Below are 17,067 nucleotides of genomic sequence, written 5' to 3' on the forward strand. Positions count from 1 at the left end.
AAGCGATGTGAGGCCGTACCCGGCGCTTGCTTCGCCGGCGCTGTTCGCCTGCCCCGTCCCGCCATGCACACCTGGGAGCCTCAATGGAGCAATTTCGCAATATCGGCATCATCGGCCGCCTGGGCAGTTCCCAGGTGCTGGATACCATCCGCCGGCTGAAGAAGTTTCTCGTCGAGCGCCACCTGCACGTGATTCTCGAGGAAAACATCGCCGAGGTCCTGCCCGGCCATGGCATGCAGACCTCCTCGCGCCAGCGCCTGGGTGAGGCCTGCGACCTGGTGATCGTGGTGGGCGGCGACGGCAGCCTGCTCGGCGCCGCGCGGGCGATGGCCAAGCATCGCGTACCGGTGTTGGGAATCAACCGTGGCAGTCTGGGCTTTCTCACCGACATCAAGCCGGACGAGCTGGAAGAGAAGGTCGCCGAGGTGCTCAGCGGGCAGTACACGCTGGAGAACCGCTTCCTGCTCGAAGCCCAGGCGCGGCGCTTCGAGGAAACCATCGGCGCGGGCGATGCGCTCAACGACGTGGTGCTGCATCCGGGCAAGTCGACGCGGATGATCGAGTTCGAGCTGTTCATCGACGGCCAGTTCGTCTGTAGCCAGAAGGCCGATGGCCTGATCGTCGCCACGCCGACCGGCTCCACCGCCTACGCGCTCTCCGCCGGCGGGCCGATCATGCATCCGCGCCTGGACGCCATCGTCATCGTGCCGATGTACCCGCACACGCTGTCCAGCCGACCCATCGTGGTGGACGGCAACAGCGAACTGAAGATCGTCGTGTCGTCGAACATGCAGATCTATCCGCAGGTGTCCTGCGACGGGCAGAACCATTTCACCTGCGCACCGGGCGATACCGTCACCGTGCGCAAGAAATCGCAGAAGTTGCACCTGATCCACCCGCTGGATCATAACTACTACGAAGTCTGCCGGACCAAGCTCGGCTGGGGCAGTCGCCTCGGCGGAGGCGATTGATGGAGCTCGATCCCGGACGCGGTTATGACCTGATCGGCGACGTTCACGGCTGCGCTCATGCGCTGGGACGCCTGCTGGATGGGCTCGGATATCGCCTGCAGGGCGGTGTCTGGCGGCACCCGCGCCGACAGGCGATCTTCCTCGGTGACATCATTGACCGTGGGCCGCATATCCGCGAAGCGCTGCATCTGGTGCACGACATGGTCGATCACCAGCAGGCGCACTGCATCATGGGCAACCACGAATTCAATGCGCTGGGCTGGTACATGCGGGCGCCGCCGGGCAGTGGCCGGGAGTTCGTACGTGATCGCTCGCCGCGTTTCGCCCGCCTGCTGCAGGAAACTTTCCAGCAATTCGAACACCACGCCGCCGAATGGCAGGCCTTTCGTGACTGGTTCTACGAGCTGCCGCTGTACCTGGAGACCGAGCGTTTCCGCGCGGTGCACGCGTGCTGGGATGCCGATGTGATCGCCCGCCTGCAGCCATTTCTCAACGACGGGCGGATCAACCCGGCGCTTCTGCGCGAAGCGGGACTGCCCGGCAGTTTCATCTGTCAGGCGTTTGACCGGCTGCTGCGTGGCACCGACATGCCGTTGCCGCACGGCATGACGCTGACCAGTGAGGAAGGTTTCGTGCGCACCTTCTTCCGCACCAAGTTCTGGGAGGAGAACCCGCAGACCTACGGCGATGTGGTGTTCCAGCCCGGAGGCCTGCCGGACCATGCGGCGCGTCTGCCGCTGTCCCCGCAGCAGAAGAGCCGGCTGTTCCTCTACGGGCCGGACGAGCCGTTGCTGTTCGTCGGTCATTACTGGCGGCGCGGGCAGCCGGGGCCGCTGCGCGACAACCTGGCCTGCCTGGATTACAGCGCGGTGAAGAAGGGCAAGCTGGTGGCGTATCGGCTGGATCAGGAAACCCGTCTGGACCCGGCGAAATTCGCCTGGGTCGACGTCTGCGCGGTGTTCCGTACATGAGTGTCGTGGTCGAGGCGTTGCGCCTGCCGTTGTCGCAGGATCTGAGTGGGTTCGTCGGGCTGCTGCGCCATCTGCGGGTGCCGTGCCGGGTTTCGGTGGAGGGCGACCAGCAGGTGTTGCGGGTGCCGGACGCAGCGGTCGAGCAAGTGCGCGAACTCTATGCGCGCTATCCCGACGGCGGCGCCGTGCCGGTGGCGGAGCCGCCGCGGCGGCGCGGTGGTTTCATCGCCGCCTTGCGTGCCAGCCCGCTCACGGCGGTAGTGTTGATTGTCACGCTGCTGACCGCGTTGATTACCCAGCTTGGCGATAACTTCGCGACCATCCGCTGGCTGAATTTCGTCGATTTTCGCATCGATGGCGAGTACGCCTATTTCGCCACACTGGAGCAGACACTGGCAGCGGGGCAGTGGTGGCGGCTGCTCACGCCGATGTTCGTGCATTTCGGCATCCTCCACCTGGCGATGAACGGCATGTGGTTCTGGGAGCTGGGGCGGCGGATCGAAGCCCGTCAGCGCGCCTGGATGCTGCTGGCCCTGACCGTGCTGTTCGGCCTGGTGTCCAATTTCGCGCAGTACCTGTTCGGCGGGCCGGGCATCTTTGGCGGTCTGTCCGGTGTGCTCTACGGTCTGCTCGGCCATTGCTGGCTGTTCCAGCGTTTCGCGCCGAACGCGGCCTACCGGCTGCCACCGGGCGTGGTAGGGCTGATGCTGGTCTGGTTGGTGATCTGTCTGAGCGGCGTCATCGACGTATTGAGCTTCGGCACCCTGGCCATCGCCAATGCCGCGCATGTCGGCGGCCTGGTAGCTGGGTGCGCCACCGGTGTTGTCGGTGGGCTGCTGGCGCGCAGCAGGCGGTAACTGCGGCTGCTGTCGGGTCGCCAGCGGCCAATTCCGGTAGAATGCCCGCTCGTTTCCCTGGGAGCTGGCCATGTCGTCCTTTATCCAAACCGCCGAAAACATCACCCCCGAAATCTACACAAGCCTCAAACAGGCCATTGAGCTCGGCAAATGGGCTGACGGCCGCAAGCTGACTCCCGAGCAGAAGGAAACCTGCATGCAGGCGATCATCGCCTGGGAGATGAAGAACCTTCCCGAGGAAGAGCGCACCGGTTACATGGGCGGGCAGGAGTGCGGCTCCAAGAGCAAGAAGGCCGAGGCCCCCATCGATACCAGCCTGTTTGCCCCGGCTTCGGGAACCCGCCACTGATGCGGGAACTCGGACGCGGCGCGCTGGAGAAGATGGCGGTCCAGCTCGAATCCGGCGTGCCGGTGCAGTATGCATTTCGCCTCGGTGAAGGGCTGGTGCCGGTCAACCCGCTGATCGGCCGGCAGATTCGCCTGGAATACCTGGGCGCCATCCACTGCACTCATTGCGGGCGCAAGACCAACAAGAGCTTCAGCCAGGGCTACTGCTATCCCTGCTTCAAGAAACTGCCGCAGTGCGACACTTGCATCGTCAGCCCCGAGAGGTGCCACCACGAACTGGGCACCTGTCGCGACCCGGACTGGGGTACGCAGTTCTGCATGACCGATCATGTGGTCTATCTGGCGAACTCCTCGGGCATCAAGGTCGGTATCACCCGCGCCACGCAGCTACCGACGCGCTGGCTCGACCAGGGTGCGAGCCAGGCGCTGCCGATCATGCGCGTCGCCACTCGCCAGCAATCGGGCCTGGTCGAAGACCTGCTGCGCAGCCAGGTTGCCGACCGCACCAACTGGCGAGCACTGCTCAAAGGCGATGCCGAGCCGCTCGACCTGATCCAGACGCGCGAGCACATCTTCGATGCCTGCGCCGAAGGGCTGCGGTATCTGCAGCAGCGTTTCGGTCTGCAGGCGATTCAGCCGCTGGCCGACGCGGAAGTGGTGGAAATCCGCTATCCGATAGACGCCTACCCGACCAAGGTGGTCAGCCTCGATCTGGACAAGACGCCGGTGGTCGAGGGCACGCTCAAGGGCATCAAGGGCCAGTACCTGATTCTCGACACCGGCGTGATCAACATCCGCAAGTTCACGGCCTATCAGGTGGCCGCCAGCGCCGCTGCGTAGGTGGAGAATGCGCCAAGCGCTTTTCCACCGCTTGGCGCCGGTTGCCCATGCCCCGCTCAAGGATGAGTAGGACGGAGCAATCGCGTGGAAAAGGCCGGGCCGTTTTCCACCCTACAAGTCCGCTGCGACAGACGCTAAGCTCGGACTCATCCACAGCCCGGTCTCCCGGGCTGGCATACATCGCACATTCCCGCTTGAAGCGTGCCGCTTGAAGCTCAGCCGACGAGGTTTCCATGCGTACCGAACAACCGAAAGTCATTCATCTGAAGGATTACCAGGCGCCTGAGTACCTGATCGATGAAACTCACCTGACCTTCGAGCTGTACGAGGACCGTACCCTGGTACACGCTCAGTTGGTGATGCGCCGCAATCCCGAGCGTCCGGCCGGCAAGTTGCCACCGCTGGAGCTGCACGGTCAGCAACTCGAGCTGCTGTCCATTGCGCTGAATGACCGCGAACTGGGCGCGGGCGACTACCAGATCGGCGCAGAGTGCCTGACCCTGCAGCCGGACAGCGAAAGCTTCGTCATCGACAGTTCGGTGGTCATACATCCGGAAACCAACACCGCGCTGGAAGGGCTGTACAAGTCAGGCGGCATGTTCTGCACGCAGTGCGAGGCCGAGGGCTTTCGCAAGATCACCTACTACCTCGACCGCCCGGACGTGATGAGCAAGTTCACCACCACCGTGAGCGCCGAGCAGAAGGCCTATCCGGTGCTGCTGTCCAACGGCAACCCGATTGCCAGTGGCAGCGAGGACAACGGTCGTCATTGGGCAACCTGGGAAGACCCGTTCAAGAAGCCGGCCTACCTGTTCGCCTTAGTGGCCGGCGACCTCTGGTGCGTCGAGGATAGCTTCACCACCATGAGCGGGCGCAACGTGGCGCTGCGCATCTACGTCGAGCCGGAAAACATCGACAAGTGCCAGCACGCCATGGACAGCTTGAAGAAGTCGATGAAGTGGGACGAAGAGACCTACGGCCGCGAGTACGACCTGGACATCTTCATGATCGTCGCGGTCAACGACTTCAACATGGGGGCGATGGAGAACAAGGGCCTCAATATTTTCAATTCCAGCGCCGTGCTGGCCCGCGCCGAAACTGCCACCGATGCCGCGCACCAGCGCGTCGAGGCGATCGTCGCTCACGAGTATTTCCACAACTGGTCGGGCAACCGGGTGACCTGCCGCGACTGGTTCCAGCTCTCGCTCAAGGAAGGTTTCACCGTCTTCCGCGATGCGCAGTTTTCCTCCGATATGAACTCGGCGACGGTCAAGCGTATCGAGGATGTGGCCTACCTGCGCACCCACCAGTTCGCCGAAGACGCCGGCCCCATGGCCCACTCGGTGCGCCCGGAATCGTTCATCGAGATTTCCAACTTCTACACCCTGACGGTCTACGAGAAGGGTGCCGAAGTGGTACGCATGATTCAGACGCTGCTCGGCAAAGACGATTTCCGCAAGGGCAGCGACCTGTACTTCGAGCGCCACGACGGCCAGGCGGTGACCGTCGATGATTTCGTCAAGGCGATGGAGGACGCCAACGGCGCCGACCTGTCGCAGTTCAAGCGCTGGTACAGCCAGGCCGGCACTCCGCGACTGTCGGTCAGTGAACACTACGATGCGGCGGCGCAGACCTATCGCCTGACCTTCCGCCAGAGCTGCCCACCGACGCCGGGCCAGCCGACCAAGCAACCGTTCGTGATTCCGGTGGAGCTGGGACTGCTGGCTGCCGATGGCGCAGACATGCCGCTGCGTCTCGCCGGCGAGGCGCAGGCCGTGGGAACCAGCCGTGTGCTGGCAGTCACCGAGGCCGAGCAGAGCTTCACCTTCGTCGACGTGGCCGAACGCCCGCTGCCGTCGCTGCTGCGCGGCTTCTCCGCGCCGGTGAAGCTGGAGTTTCCCTACAGCCGCGATCAGCTGATGTTCCTCATGCAGCACGATTCCGACGGCTTCAACCGCTGGGAAGCGGGCCAGCAGCTGTCGGTGCAGGTGCTGCAGGAGCTGATCGGTCAGCACCAGCGCGGCGAGGCACTGGCGATGGACGAGCGTCTGGTCGAGGCGCTGCGTAGTGTGTTGCAGAACGACGCTCTCGATCCGGCGATGGTCGCCGAGATGCTTTCGCTGCCGGGCGAGGCCTACCTTACCGAGATCAGCGAAGTGGCGGATGTCGATGCCATCCATGCGGCACGCGAGTTTGCCCGCCGGGAAATCGGCAGCCGCTTGTTCGAGCCGTTCTACCAGCGCTACATGAACCACCGCGAAGTTTCGCGGCAGACACCCTACGTGGCTTCGGCGGAGCATTTCGCGCGCCGCGCGCTGCAGAACATCGCGCTCGCCTATCTGATGTTCAGCGAGCGTGCGGATATCCTCTCGCTGTGCCTGGACCAGTTCGATAATGCCGACAACATGACCGAGCGCCTGTCGGCGCTGGCCTCGCTGACCCACTCGCCGTTCGAGGAGAAGCGCCTCAAGGCTCTGGAGGTATTTGCCGAGCACTTCCACGATAACCCGCTGGTGATGGACCAGTGGTTCAGCGTGCAGGCGGCCAGCCCGTTGCCCGGCGGCCTGGAGCGGGTGCAGACGCTGATGCAGCACCCGGCCTTCACCTTGAAGAACCCGAACAAGGTGCGCGCATTGATCGGTGCCTTCGCCAACCAGAACCTGGTGAACTTCCACCGCGCCGATGGCGCCGGCTACCGCTTCCTCGCCGACCAGGTGATCACCCTCAACGCGATGAACCCGCAGATCGCCTCGCGTCTGCTGGCGCCGCTGACCCGCTGGCGCAAGTACGACGACGCGCGCCAGGCGCTGATGAAGGGCGAGCTGGAGCGCATCCTGGCCTCCGGCGAGCTGTCCAGTGATGTCTACGAAGTGGTGAGCAAGAGCCTCGCCTGAGGCCAAGCATGGTGGAAGCGCGCTGGCGACCGCGTGACTTCCACCCATCGCCGTCTGCAACGGGCCGCCAGAAACGGTCGTTCGAAGGCGCTGCACCCCAGCGGGTGAGCGTTTTGGCGGGTTAACAAATCATAACGTCCGGCCAATTGTAAGCGCGCGCGGAAGCTGGCTAGCATGGCTTCGTCTGCCATAGCAGGCCCTTACCTAATAAGAATAAAGGGGGTATGTATGCGTGAGCCCGTTCTGCGGCGCACACACTTCGGCTGCGCCACGAGTCCCATTCGGACGTCCGTGACGCGTTTTCGCCCGCTTGCCAGCATGTTTTCCTGCTGCGCGCTCATGTTGCTGGCCTGTGCGCCGTTGCCGCTGCTGGCCGCCAGCGATATCCAGGCTCGCGATTCGATCCAGTCGCCCAAGGCGGCGACAACTCTCCTGCTCGACATCACCGAGGCCGGCTCTCGTCTCGTTGCCGCAGGGGATCGTGGCCACATTCTCTATTCCGACGATGCCGGTAGCAGCTGGACTCAGGCCCGCGTGCCGACCCGGCAGATGCTGACCGCCATTCACTTCGTCGATGCTCAGCATGGCTGGGCTGTCGGCCACGATGCGCTGGTGCTGGTTACCCGTGACGGTGGCCTGACCTGGACGGCGCAGCATGAAGACCGCGAGCGCGAAGCCCCGCTGCTGGACGTCTGGTTCGCCGATCTGCGGCACGGTATCGCGGTGGGGGCGTACGGCGCGCTGATCGAAACGACCGACGGTGGCGAAACCTGGAACGACATCAGCGACCGCCTCGACAACGAGGACGGTTATCACCTCAACGCCATCTCCCATATCGAAGGCTCCGGCCTGTTCATTGTCGGTGAGATGGGCAGCATGTTCCGCTCGACAGACCTAGGGCAGAGCTGGGAGCGTGTCGAAGCACCATACGAAGGGTCGCTGTTCGGCGTGCTGGGCGAGCGGCCTGGCGTGGTGCTGGCCTTCGGGCTGCGTGGACACCTGTTCCGCTCGGATGATTTCGGTACCAGCTGGAAACAGATCGAGGTGAGCGACGAAGGTCGTCCGCTGCGCTCCGGCCTCGCCGGCGGCGTGTTTACCGAGAGCGGCGTCGTGATCGTCGGGCATGGGGGTGCGGTGCTGACCAGCGGCGATGGCGGCCGGACGTTCAGCGTTATTCACCGTGGGGATCGGCGTTCGCTGGCGAGCGCAATGGTCAACGAGCGCGGTGAACTGGTTCTGGTCGGGCAGGGCGGGGTGTACCTCGCGGATGCGAACGGCGAAGAACTCGCTAAAAAACAATAAGAATCGGGGCATACACCATGAGTTCGCATCACCAGGACAAGGCAACATTTCTTGAGCGCCTGATCTTCAACAACCGGCCGGTCGTGATTCTGCTGTGTCTGCTGGCGAGCATCTTCCTGTTCTTCCAGGCGACGCAGGTTCGCCCGTCCACCAGTTTCGAAAAGATGATTCCGCTGAGTCATCCATACATCAAGAAGATGATCGAGTTTCGCAACGATCTGGCCAACCTGGGCAACACCGTGCGCATCTCGGTGGAGGCGAAGGAAGGTACTATCTTCACTCAGGAGTACATGGAAACGCTGCGGCAGATCCATGACGAGGCGTTCTACATCCCAGGCGTCGACCGCTCCGGCATGAAGTCGCTTTGGAGCCCAAGCGTGCGCTGGACCGAGGTGACGGAGGAGGGTTTCGACGGTGGCGAGGTGATCCCGCAGACTTACGATGGTTCCGCCGAAAGCCTGAACGAGCTGCGCAACAACGTGCTCAAGTCCGGCCAGATCGGCCGGCTGGTGGCGAACAACTTCCGCTCCTCGATCATCGACGTGCCGCTGCAGGAGTCGTACTCCGATCCGAACGATCAGAGCCGGCAGATCAAGCTGGATTACCAGAAGTTCTCCCATGAGCTCGAGGAGAAGATTCGCGACAAATACGAGGCGCAGAACCCCAACGTCGAGATCCATATCGTCGGCTTCGCCAAGAAGGTCGGGGATCTGATCGACGGTCTGGTCATGGTCGTCGCGTTCTTCGCCATCGCCTTCCTGATCACCCTGGTCCTGCTCTACTGGTTCACCTGGTGCATCCGCAGCACCATCGCGGTGCTGATCACCACGCTGATCGCGGTGGGCTGGCAGCTGGGGCTGATGCATCTGGTCGGTTTCGGCCTCGATCCCTATTCGATGCTGGTGCCGTTCCTGATCTTCGCCATCGGCATTTCCCACGGTGTGCAGAAGATTAACGGCATCGCGCAGCAGTCCAGCGACGCTGACGATGCGCTGACCGCCGCCCGGCGCACATTCCGCCAGCTGTTCCTGCCGGGCATGATCGCCATTCTGGCCGATGCGGTGGGCTTCATCACGCTGCTGATCATCGATATCGGGGTGATTCGCGAGTTGGCGATCGGTGCTTCCATCGGTGTGGCGGTGATCGTCTTCACCAACCTGATCCTGCTGCCGGTGGCCATTTCCTACATCGGCATCAGCAAGAAGGCGGTCGCGCGCAGCAAGAAGGATGCCGTCAGCGACCACCCGTTCTGGCGCCTGCTGTCCAACTTCGCGCACCCGGCGGTCGCACCGGTTTCAGTGGTGCTGGCGCTGCTGGTGGCGGTCGGTGGCTTCTGGTACCAGAAAGAGCATCTGCAGGTGGGCGACCTGGATCAGGGTGCGCCCGAGCTGCGCCCGGATTCGCGCTACAACCAGGACAACGATTTCGTCATCCGCAACTACTCCACCAGTTCCGATGTGCTGGTGGTGATGGTCAAAACCGCTCCGGAAGGCTGCTCGCACTACGACACGCTTTCGGCAATGGACGAGCTGATGTGGAAGATGGAAAACACCGAGGGCGTGCAGTCGGCTGTCTCCATGGTTTCGGTTGCCCGGCAGGGCATCAAAGGGATGAATGAGGGCAGCCTGAAATGGGAAACGCTGTCGCGCAACCAGGACGTGCTCAATAATTCGATTTCCCGCGCCGAGGGGCTGTACAACTCCGATTGCTCCGTGGCACCGGTAATGGTGTTCCTCAATGACCACAAGGCCCAGACGCTCAAGCGTGTGGTTGCGGCCGTTGAGGCGTTCGCTGAGGAGAACAATCGCGAAGGGCTGGAGTTCCTGCTGGCGGCGGGTAATGCCGGTATCGAGGCCGCCACCAACGAGGTGATTGCCAAGTCGGAGCTAATCATCCTGATCCTGGTCTACCTGTGCGTGGCCGGCATGTGCCTGATCACGTTCCGCTCGCTGGCTGCCACGGTCTGCATCGTGCTGCCGCTGATCCTGACCTCGATTCTCGGCAATGCGCTGATGGCCTTCCTCGGTATCGGCGTGAAGGTCGCGACGCTGCCGGTGATTGCGCTGGGTGTGGGTATCGGCGTGGACTACGGCATCTATATCTACAGCCGCCTGGAAAGCTTCCTGCGTGCCGGGCTGCCGCTGCAGGAGGCCTACTACGAAACGCTCAAGTCCACCGGCAAGGCGGTGCTGTTCACCGGTCTGTGCCTGGCCATCGGCGTGGCGACCTGGATGTTCTCGGCGATCAAGTTCCAGGCCGATATGGGCTTGATGCTGACCTTCATGTTCATCGTCAACATGTTTGGCGCCCTTTGGCTGCTGCCGGCACTGGCACGTTTCCTGATCAAGCCGGAGAAGCTGGCTGGCAAGGTGGGAGGCTCCCTGTTGGCGCACTGAAACGCGCTGCGTCAGGTCGAGGCCCGCATCGTGAGATGCGGGCCTTTTTCTTTGCGCATGCGAATGCTGGCGATGTGTCCGCTATCGAGCCAAGCGAAATGGCATCGGCGTATAATCGCCCGCTTTTGTCCAGTGCAGAGGGAAGGTCATGCGCGAGCGCTTGCTGGCGACGGAGAAGGTGAAGTCGATCGACTGGTGCGAGGGTCGACTGCGCTTGCTGGACCAGCGCCGCCTGCCGATGCAGGAGATCTGGCAAACCTGTGATACCGCCGCCGACGTGGCGAGCGCGATCCGCGAGATGGTGGTGCGCGGTGCGCCGGCTATCGGAATCTGCGCCGCCTATGGACTGGCAATGGGGCTGCGCACGCGTCTTGCCGAGGGTGGCGACTGGCGCCTGGCGCTGGAAGAAGATTTCCGCCTGCTGGCTGAGTCGCGTCCGACCGCAGCGAATCTGTTCTGGGCCTTGAGGCAGATGCGCGAGCGGTTGGAGCGACTCAAACCCGGCGAAGACCCGCTGGTAGCGCTTGAGGCTCAGGCCGCTTCGATTCACGCCAGCGACCGCGAAGCCAACCTGACGATGGCGCAGTTCGGCCTGGAGCTGATTCGCAAGCACCGGGGCAGTCCGCAGAATCTGCTCACCCACTGCAATACCGGTGCACTGGCGAGCGGCGGATTCGGCACGGCGCTGGGGGTGATTCGCGCCGCGCATCTCGGCGGCCTGGTGGAGTGTGTCTATGTCGGTGAAACCCGTCCCTGGCTGCAGGGCTCGCGGCTGACCGCCTGGGAGCTGCAGGGCGAAGGTGTCCCGGTGTGCGTGCACGCGGATTCGGCGGCTGCGCACCTGCTCAAAACTCGCGCTATCAGCTGGATCATCGTCGGCGCCGATCGCATTGCCGCCAATGGCGATGTTGCCAACAAGATCGGCACCTACTCGCTGGCGGTCCTGGCCATGCACCACGGTGTGCGCTTCATGGTGGTGGCGTCGACTTCGGCAATCGACCTGACGCTGGAAAGCGGTGATGACATACCGCTGGAGGAGCGTGCCGGTACGGAACTGCTGGAGGTCAACGGCCAGCGCTGTGCTGCGGATGTCGAAACCTTCAACCCGGTCTTCGATATCACGCCGGCCGACCTGATCGACGTGATCGTCACCGAGAAAGGCGTGGTCGAGCGCCCAAGCACCGCAGGTATCGAGGCACTGCTGAGTCATAGGCGGCTGCACTGAATGTCGCTCGCGGCACGACAGTCTCTGATCCGCGTCGCTGGCCATCCGGCATGCTTCTTCGTTACGCCGTCGGCCTCCAGCGACTCCCCGCCTTGTGTTACCATTCCGCGCTTATCGCAGGACCCTGCTGACTAAAAGGAACCAGGCTTCCATGGGCGAACTGGCCAAAGAAATCCTCCCGGTCAATATCGAAGACGAACTCAAGCAGTCCTACCTCGATTACGCCATGAGCGTCATCGTCGGGCGGGCGCTGCCGGATGCGCGCGATGGCTTGAAGCCGGTGCATCGCCGCGTGCTTTTTGCCATGAGTGAGCTGGGCAACGACTGGAACAAGCCGTACAAGAAGTCTGCCCGTGTGGTCGGCGACGTGATCGGTAAATACCACCCACACGGCGATTCGGCGGTCTACGACACCATCGTGCGTATGGCTCAGCCGTTTTCGCTGCGCTACATGCTGGTCGACGGCCAGGGCAACTTCGGTTCCGTCGACGGCGACTCGGCGGCGGCCATGCGTTACACCGAGGTGCGCATGGCGCGCCTGGCGCACGAGCTGCTCGCGGACCTGGACAAGGAAACCGTCGACTGGGTGCCGAACTACGACGGCACCGAGCAGATTCCGGCGGTCATGCCGACCAAAGTCCCGAACCTGTTGGTCAACGGTTCCAGCGGTATCGCCGTGGGCATGGCGACCAACATTCCGCCGCACAACCTCGGCGAGGTCATCGACGGCTGTCTGGCGCTGATCGATAACGCCGACATCAGCATCGATGAGCTGATGCGCTACATTCCCGGTCCGGATTTCCCCACGGCAGGCATCATCAACGGCCGTGCCGGCATCATCGAGGCCTATCGTACCGGCCGTGGGCGCATCTATATCCGCGCGCGCGCCGATATCGAGGACATCGACAAGGTCGGCGGTCGTCAGCAGATCGTCATCACCGAGCTGCCGTATCAGCTGAACAAGGCGCGGCTGATCGAGAAGATCGCCGAGCTGGTAAAAGAGAAGAAGATAGAAGGTATCACCGAGCTGCGTGACGAGTCCGACAAGGACGGCATGCGCGTGGTCATCGAACTGCGTCGCGGCGAAGTGCCGGAGGTGATCCTCAACAACCTCTATGCCCAGACCCAGCTGCAGAGCGTATTCGGCATCAACGTGGTGGCGCTGGTCGATGGTCAGCCGCGCACGCTGAACCTCAAGGAGTTGTTGGAAGCGTTCGTTCGTCACCGCCGCGAAGTCGTCACCCGGCGTACCGTCTACGAACTGCGCAAGGCACGTGAGCGTGGTCATATCCTCGAAGGCCAGGCGGTCGCGCTGTCCAACATCGATCCGGTCATCGCGCTGATCAAAGCGTCGCCGACGCCGGCCGACGCCAAGGATGCGCTGATTTCCACCGCGTGGGAGTCCAGCGCCGTTGAGGCGATGGTCGAGCGTGCCGGTGCCGATGCGTGCCGCCCGGAGAATCTCGATCCGCAGTACGGACTGCGCGAAGGCAAGTACTTCCTGTCGCCGGAGCAGGCCCAGGCGATTCTCGATCTGCGTCTGCACCGCCTGACCGGGCTCGAGCACGAAAAGCTGCTCAGCGAATACCAGGAAATTCTTGCCCAGATTGGCGAGCTGATCCGCGTCCTGACCAACCCCGTGCGGCTGATGGAAGTCATCCGCGAGGAGCTGGAGAACGTCAAACGCGATTTCGGCGATGCGCGTCGCACCGAGATTCTCGAATCCCGCCTGGACCTGACGCTGGCCGACCTGATCACCGAAGAAGAGCGCGTAGTCACCATTTCCCACGGTGGTTACGCCAAGTCGCAGCCGCTGGCCACCTACCAGGCGCAGCGCCGCGGTGGCCGTGGCAAGGCCGCGACCGGAGTGAAGGAAGAGGATTACGTCGAGCACCTGCTGGTCGCCAACAGCCACACCACGCTGTTGCTGTTCTCCAGCAAGGGCAAGGTGTACTGGCTCAAGACCTACGAAATTCCCGAAGCCTCGCGCACCTCGCGTGGTCGTCCGCTGGTCAACCTGCTGCCGCTAGACGAGGGTGAGCGCATCACCGCGATGCTGCAGGTCGATCTGGAAGCGCTGCGCAAGCAGGCGCCAGAAGGAGACGAGGAGCTGGATGACGAAGCGCTGGTCATCGAGCACGACGAGGCAGATGAAAGCGAGTCCGAAGACGCCGACGATGACGGTCGGGATGAGCCGACCGGCGCGTACATCTTCATGGCGACCGCCAAGGGCACGGTCAAGAAGACGCCGCTGGTGCAGTTCAGCCGGCCGCGCACATCGGGCCTGATCGCACTGAAGCTGGAGGAGGGCGACACCCTGATCGCCGCCGCCGTGACTGATGGCGCCCAGGAAGTGATGATGTTCTCCGATGGCGGCAAGGTCATCCGCTTCAAGGAAAGCAAGGTTCGTATCATGGGGCGCAATGCCCGCGGCGTGCGCGGCATGCGTCTGCTCGAAGGGCAGCGGATCATTTCCATGCTCATTCCCGAGCCGGCGGCGCAGATCCTCACCGCGTCCGAGCGTGGCTACGGCAAACGCACCTTGATGGCGGAGTTCCCGCGGCGTGGGCGTGGCGGTCAGGGCGTCATCGCGATGGTGACCAACGAGCGTAACGGACCGCTGGTGGGCGCCGTGCAGGTGCTCGAGGGCGAGGAGATCATGCTGATTTCCGATCAGGGCACGCTGGTGCGTACCCGCGTCGACGAAGTGTCGTCGCTGGGCCGTAACACGCAGGGCGTCACGCTGATCAAGCTCAGCAAGGGCGAGCATCTGGTCGGCCTGGAGCGGGTGCAGGAGCCGTCCGAAGAGGAAGTGCTGGAGGACATCGAGGCGCTTCTCGACGAGGAAGCGCTGGAGAAAGAGATGCCCGTGATCAGCACCGAACCGAGTGAAGACGAGTTGCTGGGCGGCGCGGGCGACGTGTCGCCGGATGTCGTGCCTACCGACGACGAGCAGTGATCTGGCGGCAAGCGGCCGCTTGAGTGGGTGCCCCTTCGCCGCACCCGGCGAAGGGGAGTTGTTCCGAATGGCTGGTTATCAAATTCGATTGAGAGCAAACGACGTGAGCAAACGCGCCTTTAACTTCTGCGCCGGTCCGGCCGCACTTCCGGAAGCTGTCCTGCAACGCGCCCAGGCGGAACTCCTCGACTGGCAGGGCCGCGGCCTGTCGGTGATGGAGATGAGCCATCGCAGTGACGAATACACCGCTATCGCCAGCAAGGCCGAGCAGGATCTGCGCGATCTGCTGTCGATTCCGTCGAATTACAAGGTGCTGTTCCTGCAGGGAGGTGCCAGCCAGCAGTTCGCCGAGATTCCGCTGAACCTGCTGCCTGAAGATGGCGTCGCCGACTATGTCGACACCGGCATCTGGTCGCGCAAGAGCATGGAAGAGGCGCGTCGTTTCGGTGCCGTCAACCTCGCTGCCAGCGCCAAACCCTACGATTATTTCGCCATTCCCGGGCAGAACGAGTGGCAGCTGAGCGACAACGCGGCCTATCTGCACTACGCCAGCAACGAAACCATTGGCGGCCTGCAGTTCGACTGGGTGCCAGACCTGGGTGACACGCCGCTGGTGGTGGACATGTCGTCCGACATTCTGTCGCGTCCGATCGATGTGTCGCAGTTCGGCCTGATCTACGCCGGTGCCCAGAAGAACATCGGTCCCAGCGGCCTGGTGGTGGTGATCGTGCGCGAAGACCTGCTTGGTCGCGCCCGCTCCAGCTGCCCGACGATGCTCGACTACAAGATCGCGGCGGACAACGGTTCGATGTACAACACCCCGGCGACCTTCTCGTGGTACCTATCCGGGCTGGTCTTCGAGTGGCTGAAGGAGCAGGGCGGCCTGGAGGCGATGGAGCAACGCAACCGCGCCAAGCAGGAGCTGCTCTACGGCTTCATCGATTCCAGCGAGTTCTACACCAACCCCATCAGCATCAACGCGCGCTCGTGGATGAACGTGCCATTCCGCCTGGCTGACGAGCGTCTGGACAAGACCTTCCTCGCCGGAGCCGACGCGCGCGGGCTGCTCAATCTCAAGGGCCATCGCTCGGTCGGTGGCATGCGCGCGTCGATCTATAACGCGGTCGGGCTGGATGCCGTCGAGGCGCTGGTCGCCTACATGAGCGAGTTTGAGAAGGAGCACGGCTGATGAGCCAGGCTGATCAGCTCAAGGCGTTGCGTGTGCGCATCGACAGCCTCGACGAGAAGATTCTCGAGCTGATCAGCGAGCGCGCCCGCTGTGCCCAGGACGTGGCGCGGGTGAAGACCGCCACGCTCGCCGAAGGTGAGCAGGCGGTGTTCTATCGCCCCGAGCGTGAGGCCTGGGTGCTCAAGCACATCATGGAGTTGAACAAGGGCCCGCTGGACAACGAGGAAATTGCTCGCCTGTTCCGCGAAATTATGTCCTCCTGCCTGGCGCTGGAGCAGCCGCTGCGGGTGGCCTACCTCGGACCGGAAGGCACGTTCTCCCAGGCGGCGGCGCTCAAGCACTTCGGTCACTCGGTGATCAGTACGCCGATGGCGGCCATCGACGAGGTATTTCGCGAGGTGGTTGCCGGTGCGGTGAATTTTGGCGTGGTGCCTGTAGAGAATTCCACTGAGGGCGCCGTCAACCACACGCTGGACAGCTTCCTCGAGCACGACATCGTTATCTGCGGCGAGGTTGAGCTGCGTATCCACCACCATCTGCTGGTGGGCGAGACGACCAAGACCGATCGCATCACCCGTATCTATTCCCACGCCCAGTCGCTGGCGCAGTGCCGCAAGTGGCTCGATTCGCATTATCCGAACGTTGAGCGTGTGGCGGTTTCCAGCAACGCCGATGCGGCCAAGCGGGTGAAAAGCGAGTGGAATTCCGCAGCCATCGCCGGCGACATGGCGGCTCAGCTGTATGGTCTACAGAAGCTGGCTGAGAAGATCGAAGATCGCCCGGACAACTCCACGCGCTTCCTCATCATCGGTAGCCAGGATGTACCGCCGACCGGCGACGACAAGACCTCGATCATCGTGTCGATGCGAAACAAGCCAGGAACCTTGCACGAACTGCTGATGCCATTCCATGCCAATGGCATCGATCTCACCCGTATCGAGACGCGTCCGTCGCGCAGCGGCAAGTGGACGTACGTGTTCTTCATCGACTTCCTCGGCCATCATCAGGACCCGCTGATCAAGGATGTGCTGGAGAAGATCGGGAAGGAGGCGGTAGCGCTGAAGGTGCTGGGTTCCTATCCGAAGGCGGTACTTTAAGACAGCTGCAGGCTGACG

General features: G+C 63.0%; 12 protein-coding genes. All 12 read left to right on the forward strand.

The window, feature by feature from the left end; translation table 11 throughout:
- Nucleotides 1–83 precede the first annotated feature (83 nt).
- The 12 genes from NAV27_RS11870 to pheA all read left to right on the forward strand — a co-directional run bounded on the left by NAV27_RS11870 (nucleotide 84) and on the right by pheA (nucleotide 17,049).
- Nucleotides 84–971, forward strand: a complete 888-nt coding sequence (locus tag NAV27_RS11870; RefSeq protein WP_008567101.1) for an NAD(+) kinase — start codon at nucleotides 84–86, stop codon at nucleotides 969–971.
- A complete protein-coding gene (locus tag NAV27_RS11875) occupies nucleotides 971–1,942 on the forward strand; it encodes a metallophosphoesterase (RefSeq protein ID WP_102828513.1) in 972 nt (323 codons plus the stop codon). Before NAV27_RS11870 ends, NAV27_RS11875 begins: the two co-directional genes overlap by 1 nt.
- Nucleotides 1,939–2,799, forward strand: a complete 861-nt coding sequence (locus NAV27_RS11880) for a rhomboid family intramembrane serine protease (RefSeq protein WP_102828512.1) — start codon at nucleotides 1,939–1,941, stop codon at nucleotides 2,797–2,799. The genes NAV27_RS11875 and NAV27_RS11880 overlap by 4 nt, the downstream gene beginning before the upstream one ends.
- 70 nt (nucleotides 2,800–2,869) lie before the next feature.
- Nucleotides 2,870–3,148, forward strand: a complete 279-nt coding sequence (locus tag NAV27_RS11885; RefSeq protein WP_043298511.1) for a YeaC family protein — start codon at nucleotides 2,870–2,872, stop codon at nucleotides 3,146–3,148.
- Nucleotides 3,148–3,987, forward strand: coding sequence for a DUF2797 domain-containing protein (locus tag NAV27_RS11890; protein ID WP_043298514.1), 840 nt, complete (start codon nucleotides 3,148–3,150; stop codon nucleotides 3,985–3,987). Before NAV27_RS11885 ends, NAV27_RS11890 begins: the two co-directional genes overlap by 1 nt.
- A 233-nt stretch (nucleotides 3,988–4,220) precedes the next feature.
- Nucleotides 4,221–6,881, forward strand: coding sequence for an aminopeptidase N (pepN, locus tag NAV27_RS11895; RefSeq protein WP_102828511.1), 2,661 nt, complete (start codon nucleotides 4,221–4,223; stop codon nucleotides 6,879–6,881).
- A 318-nt stretch (nucleotides 6,882–7,199) separates the two neighbouring features.
- Nucleotides 7,200–8,183: a WD40/YVTN/BNR-like repeat-containing protein gene (locus NAV27_RS11900; RefSeq protein WP_102828669.1), complete on the forward strand. Its 984-nt coding sequence runs from the start codon at nucleotides 7,200–7,202 to the stop codon at nucleotides 8,181–8,183.
- 17 nt (nucleotides 8,184–8,200) lie between these two features.
- Nucleotides 8,201–10,579, forward strand: coding sequence for an efflux RND transporter permease subunit (locus tag NAV27_RS11905; RefSeq protein ID WP_102828510.1), 2,379 nt, complete (start codon nucleotides 8,201–8,203; stop codon nucleotides 10,577–10,579).
- A gap of 148 nt (nucleotides 10,580–10,727) precedes the next feature.
- Nucleotides 10,728–11,804, forward strand: coding sequence for an S-methyl-5-thioribose-1-phosphate isomerase (gene mtnA / locus NAV27_RS11910; RefSeq protein ID WP_102828509.1), 1,077 nt, complete (start codon nucleotides 10,728–10,730; stop codon nucleotides 11,802–11,804).
- Nucleotides 11,805–11,955: 151 nt separating this feature from the next.
- Nucleotides 11,956–14,763 carry a DNA gyrase subunit A gene (gene gyrA / locus NAV27_RS11915; RefSeq protein ID WP_102828508.1) on the forward strand — a complete coding sequence of 936 codons (2,808 nt, stop codon included), beginning with the start codon at nucleotides 11,956–11,958 and terminating at the stop codon, nucleotides 14,761–14,763.
- A 103-nt stretch (nucleotides 14,764–14,866) separates the two neighbouring features.
- Entirely contained in the window at nucleotides 14,867–15,952 is a 1,086-nt protein-coding gene (gene serC, locus NAV27_RS11920; RefSeq protein WP_008567113.1) for a 3-phosphoserine/phosphohydroxythreonine transaminase, read from the forward strand.
- Nucleotides 15,952–17,049, forward strand: a complete 1,098-nt coding sequence (gene pheA, locus NAV27_RS11925) for a prephenate dehydratase (RefSeq protein WP_008567114.1) — start codon at nucleotides 15,952–15,954, stop codon at nucleotides 17,047–17,049. The genes serC and pheA overlap by 1 nt, the downstream gene beginning before the upstream one ends.
- Nucleotides 17,050–17,067: the final 18 nt, after the last annotated feature.

Source organism: Stutzerimonas degradans (assembly GCF_024448505.1).
GTDB lineage: Bacteria > Pseudomonadota > Gammaproteobacteria > Pseudomonadales > Pseudomonadaceae > Stutzerimonas > Stutzerimonas degradans.

Coding starts and splice junctions, on each gene's coding strand:
- gyrA (WP_102828508.1), top strand. CDS start 11,956: ATGGGCGAACTGGCCAAAGAAATCCTCCCGGTCAATATCGAAGACGAA.
- NAV27_RS11880 (WP_102828512.1), top strand. CDS start 1,939: ATGAGTGTCGTGGTCGAGGCGTTGCGCCTGCCGTTGTCGCAGGATCTG.
- NAV27_RS11870 (WP_008567101.1), top strand. CDS start 84: ATGGAGCAATTTCGCAATATCGGCATCATCGGCCGCCTGGGCAGTTCC.
- mtnA (WP_102828509.1), top strand. CDS start 10,728: ATGCGCGAGCGCTTGCTGGCGACGGAGAAGGTGAAGTCGATCGACTGG.
- NAV27_RS11905 (WP_102828510.1), top strand. CDS start 8,201: ATGAGTTCGCATCACCAGGACAAGGCAACATTTCTTGAGCGCCTGATC.
- NAV27_RS11875 (WP_102828513.1), top strand. CDS start 971: ATGGAGCTCGATCCCGGACGCGGTTATGACCTGATCGGCGACGTTCAC.
- NAV27_RS11900 (WP_102828669.1), top strand. CDS start 7,200: ATGTTTTCCTGCTGCGCGCTCATGTTGCTGGCCTGTGCGCCGTTGCCG.
- NAV27_RS11885 (WP_043298511.1), top strand. CDS start 2,870: ATGTCGTCCTTTATCCAAACCGCCGAAAACATCACCCCCGAAATCTAC.
- pepN (WP_102828511.1), top strand. CDS start 4,221: ATGCGTACCGAACAACCGAAAGTCATTCATCTGAAGGATTACCAGGCG.
- pheA (WP_008567114.1), top strand. CDS start 15,952: ATGAGCCAGGCTGATCAGCTCAAGGCGTTGCGTGTGCGCATCGACAGC.
- NAV27_RS11890 (WP_043298514.1), top strand. CDS start 3,148: ATGCGGGAACTCGGACGCGGCGCGCTGGAGAAGATGGCGGTCCAGCTC.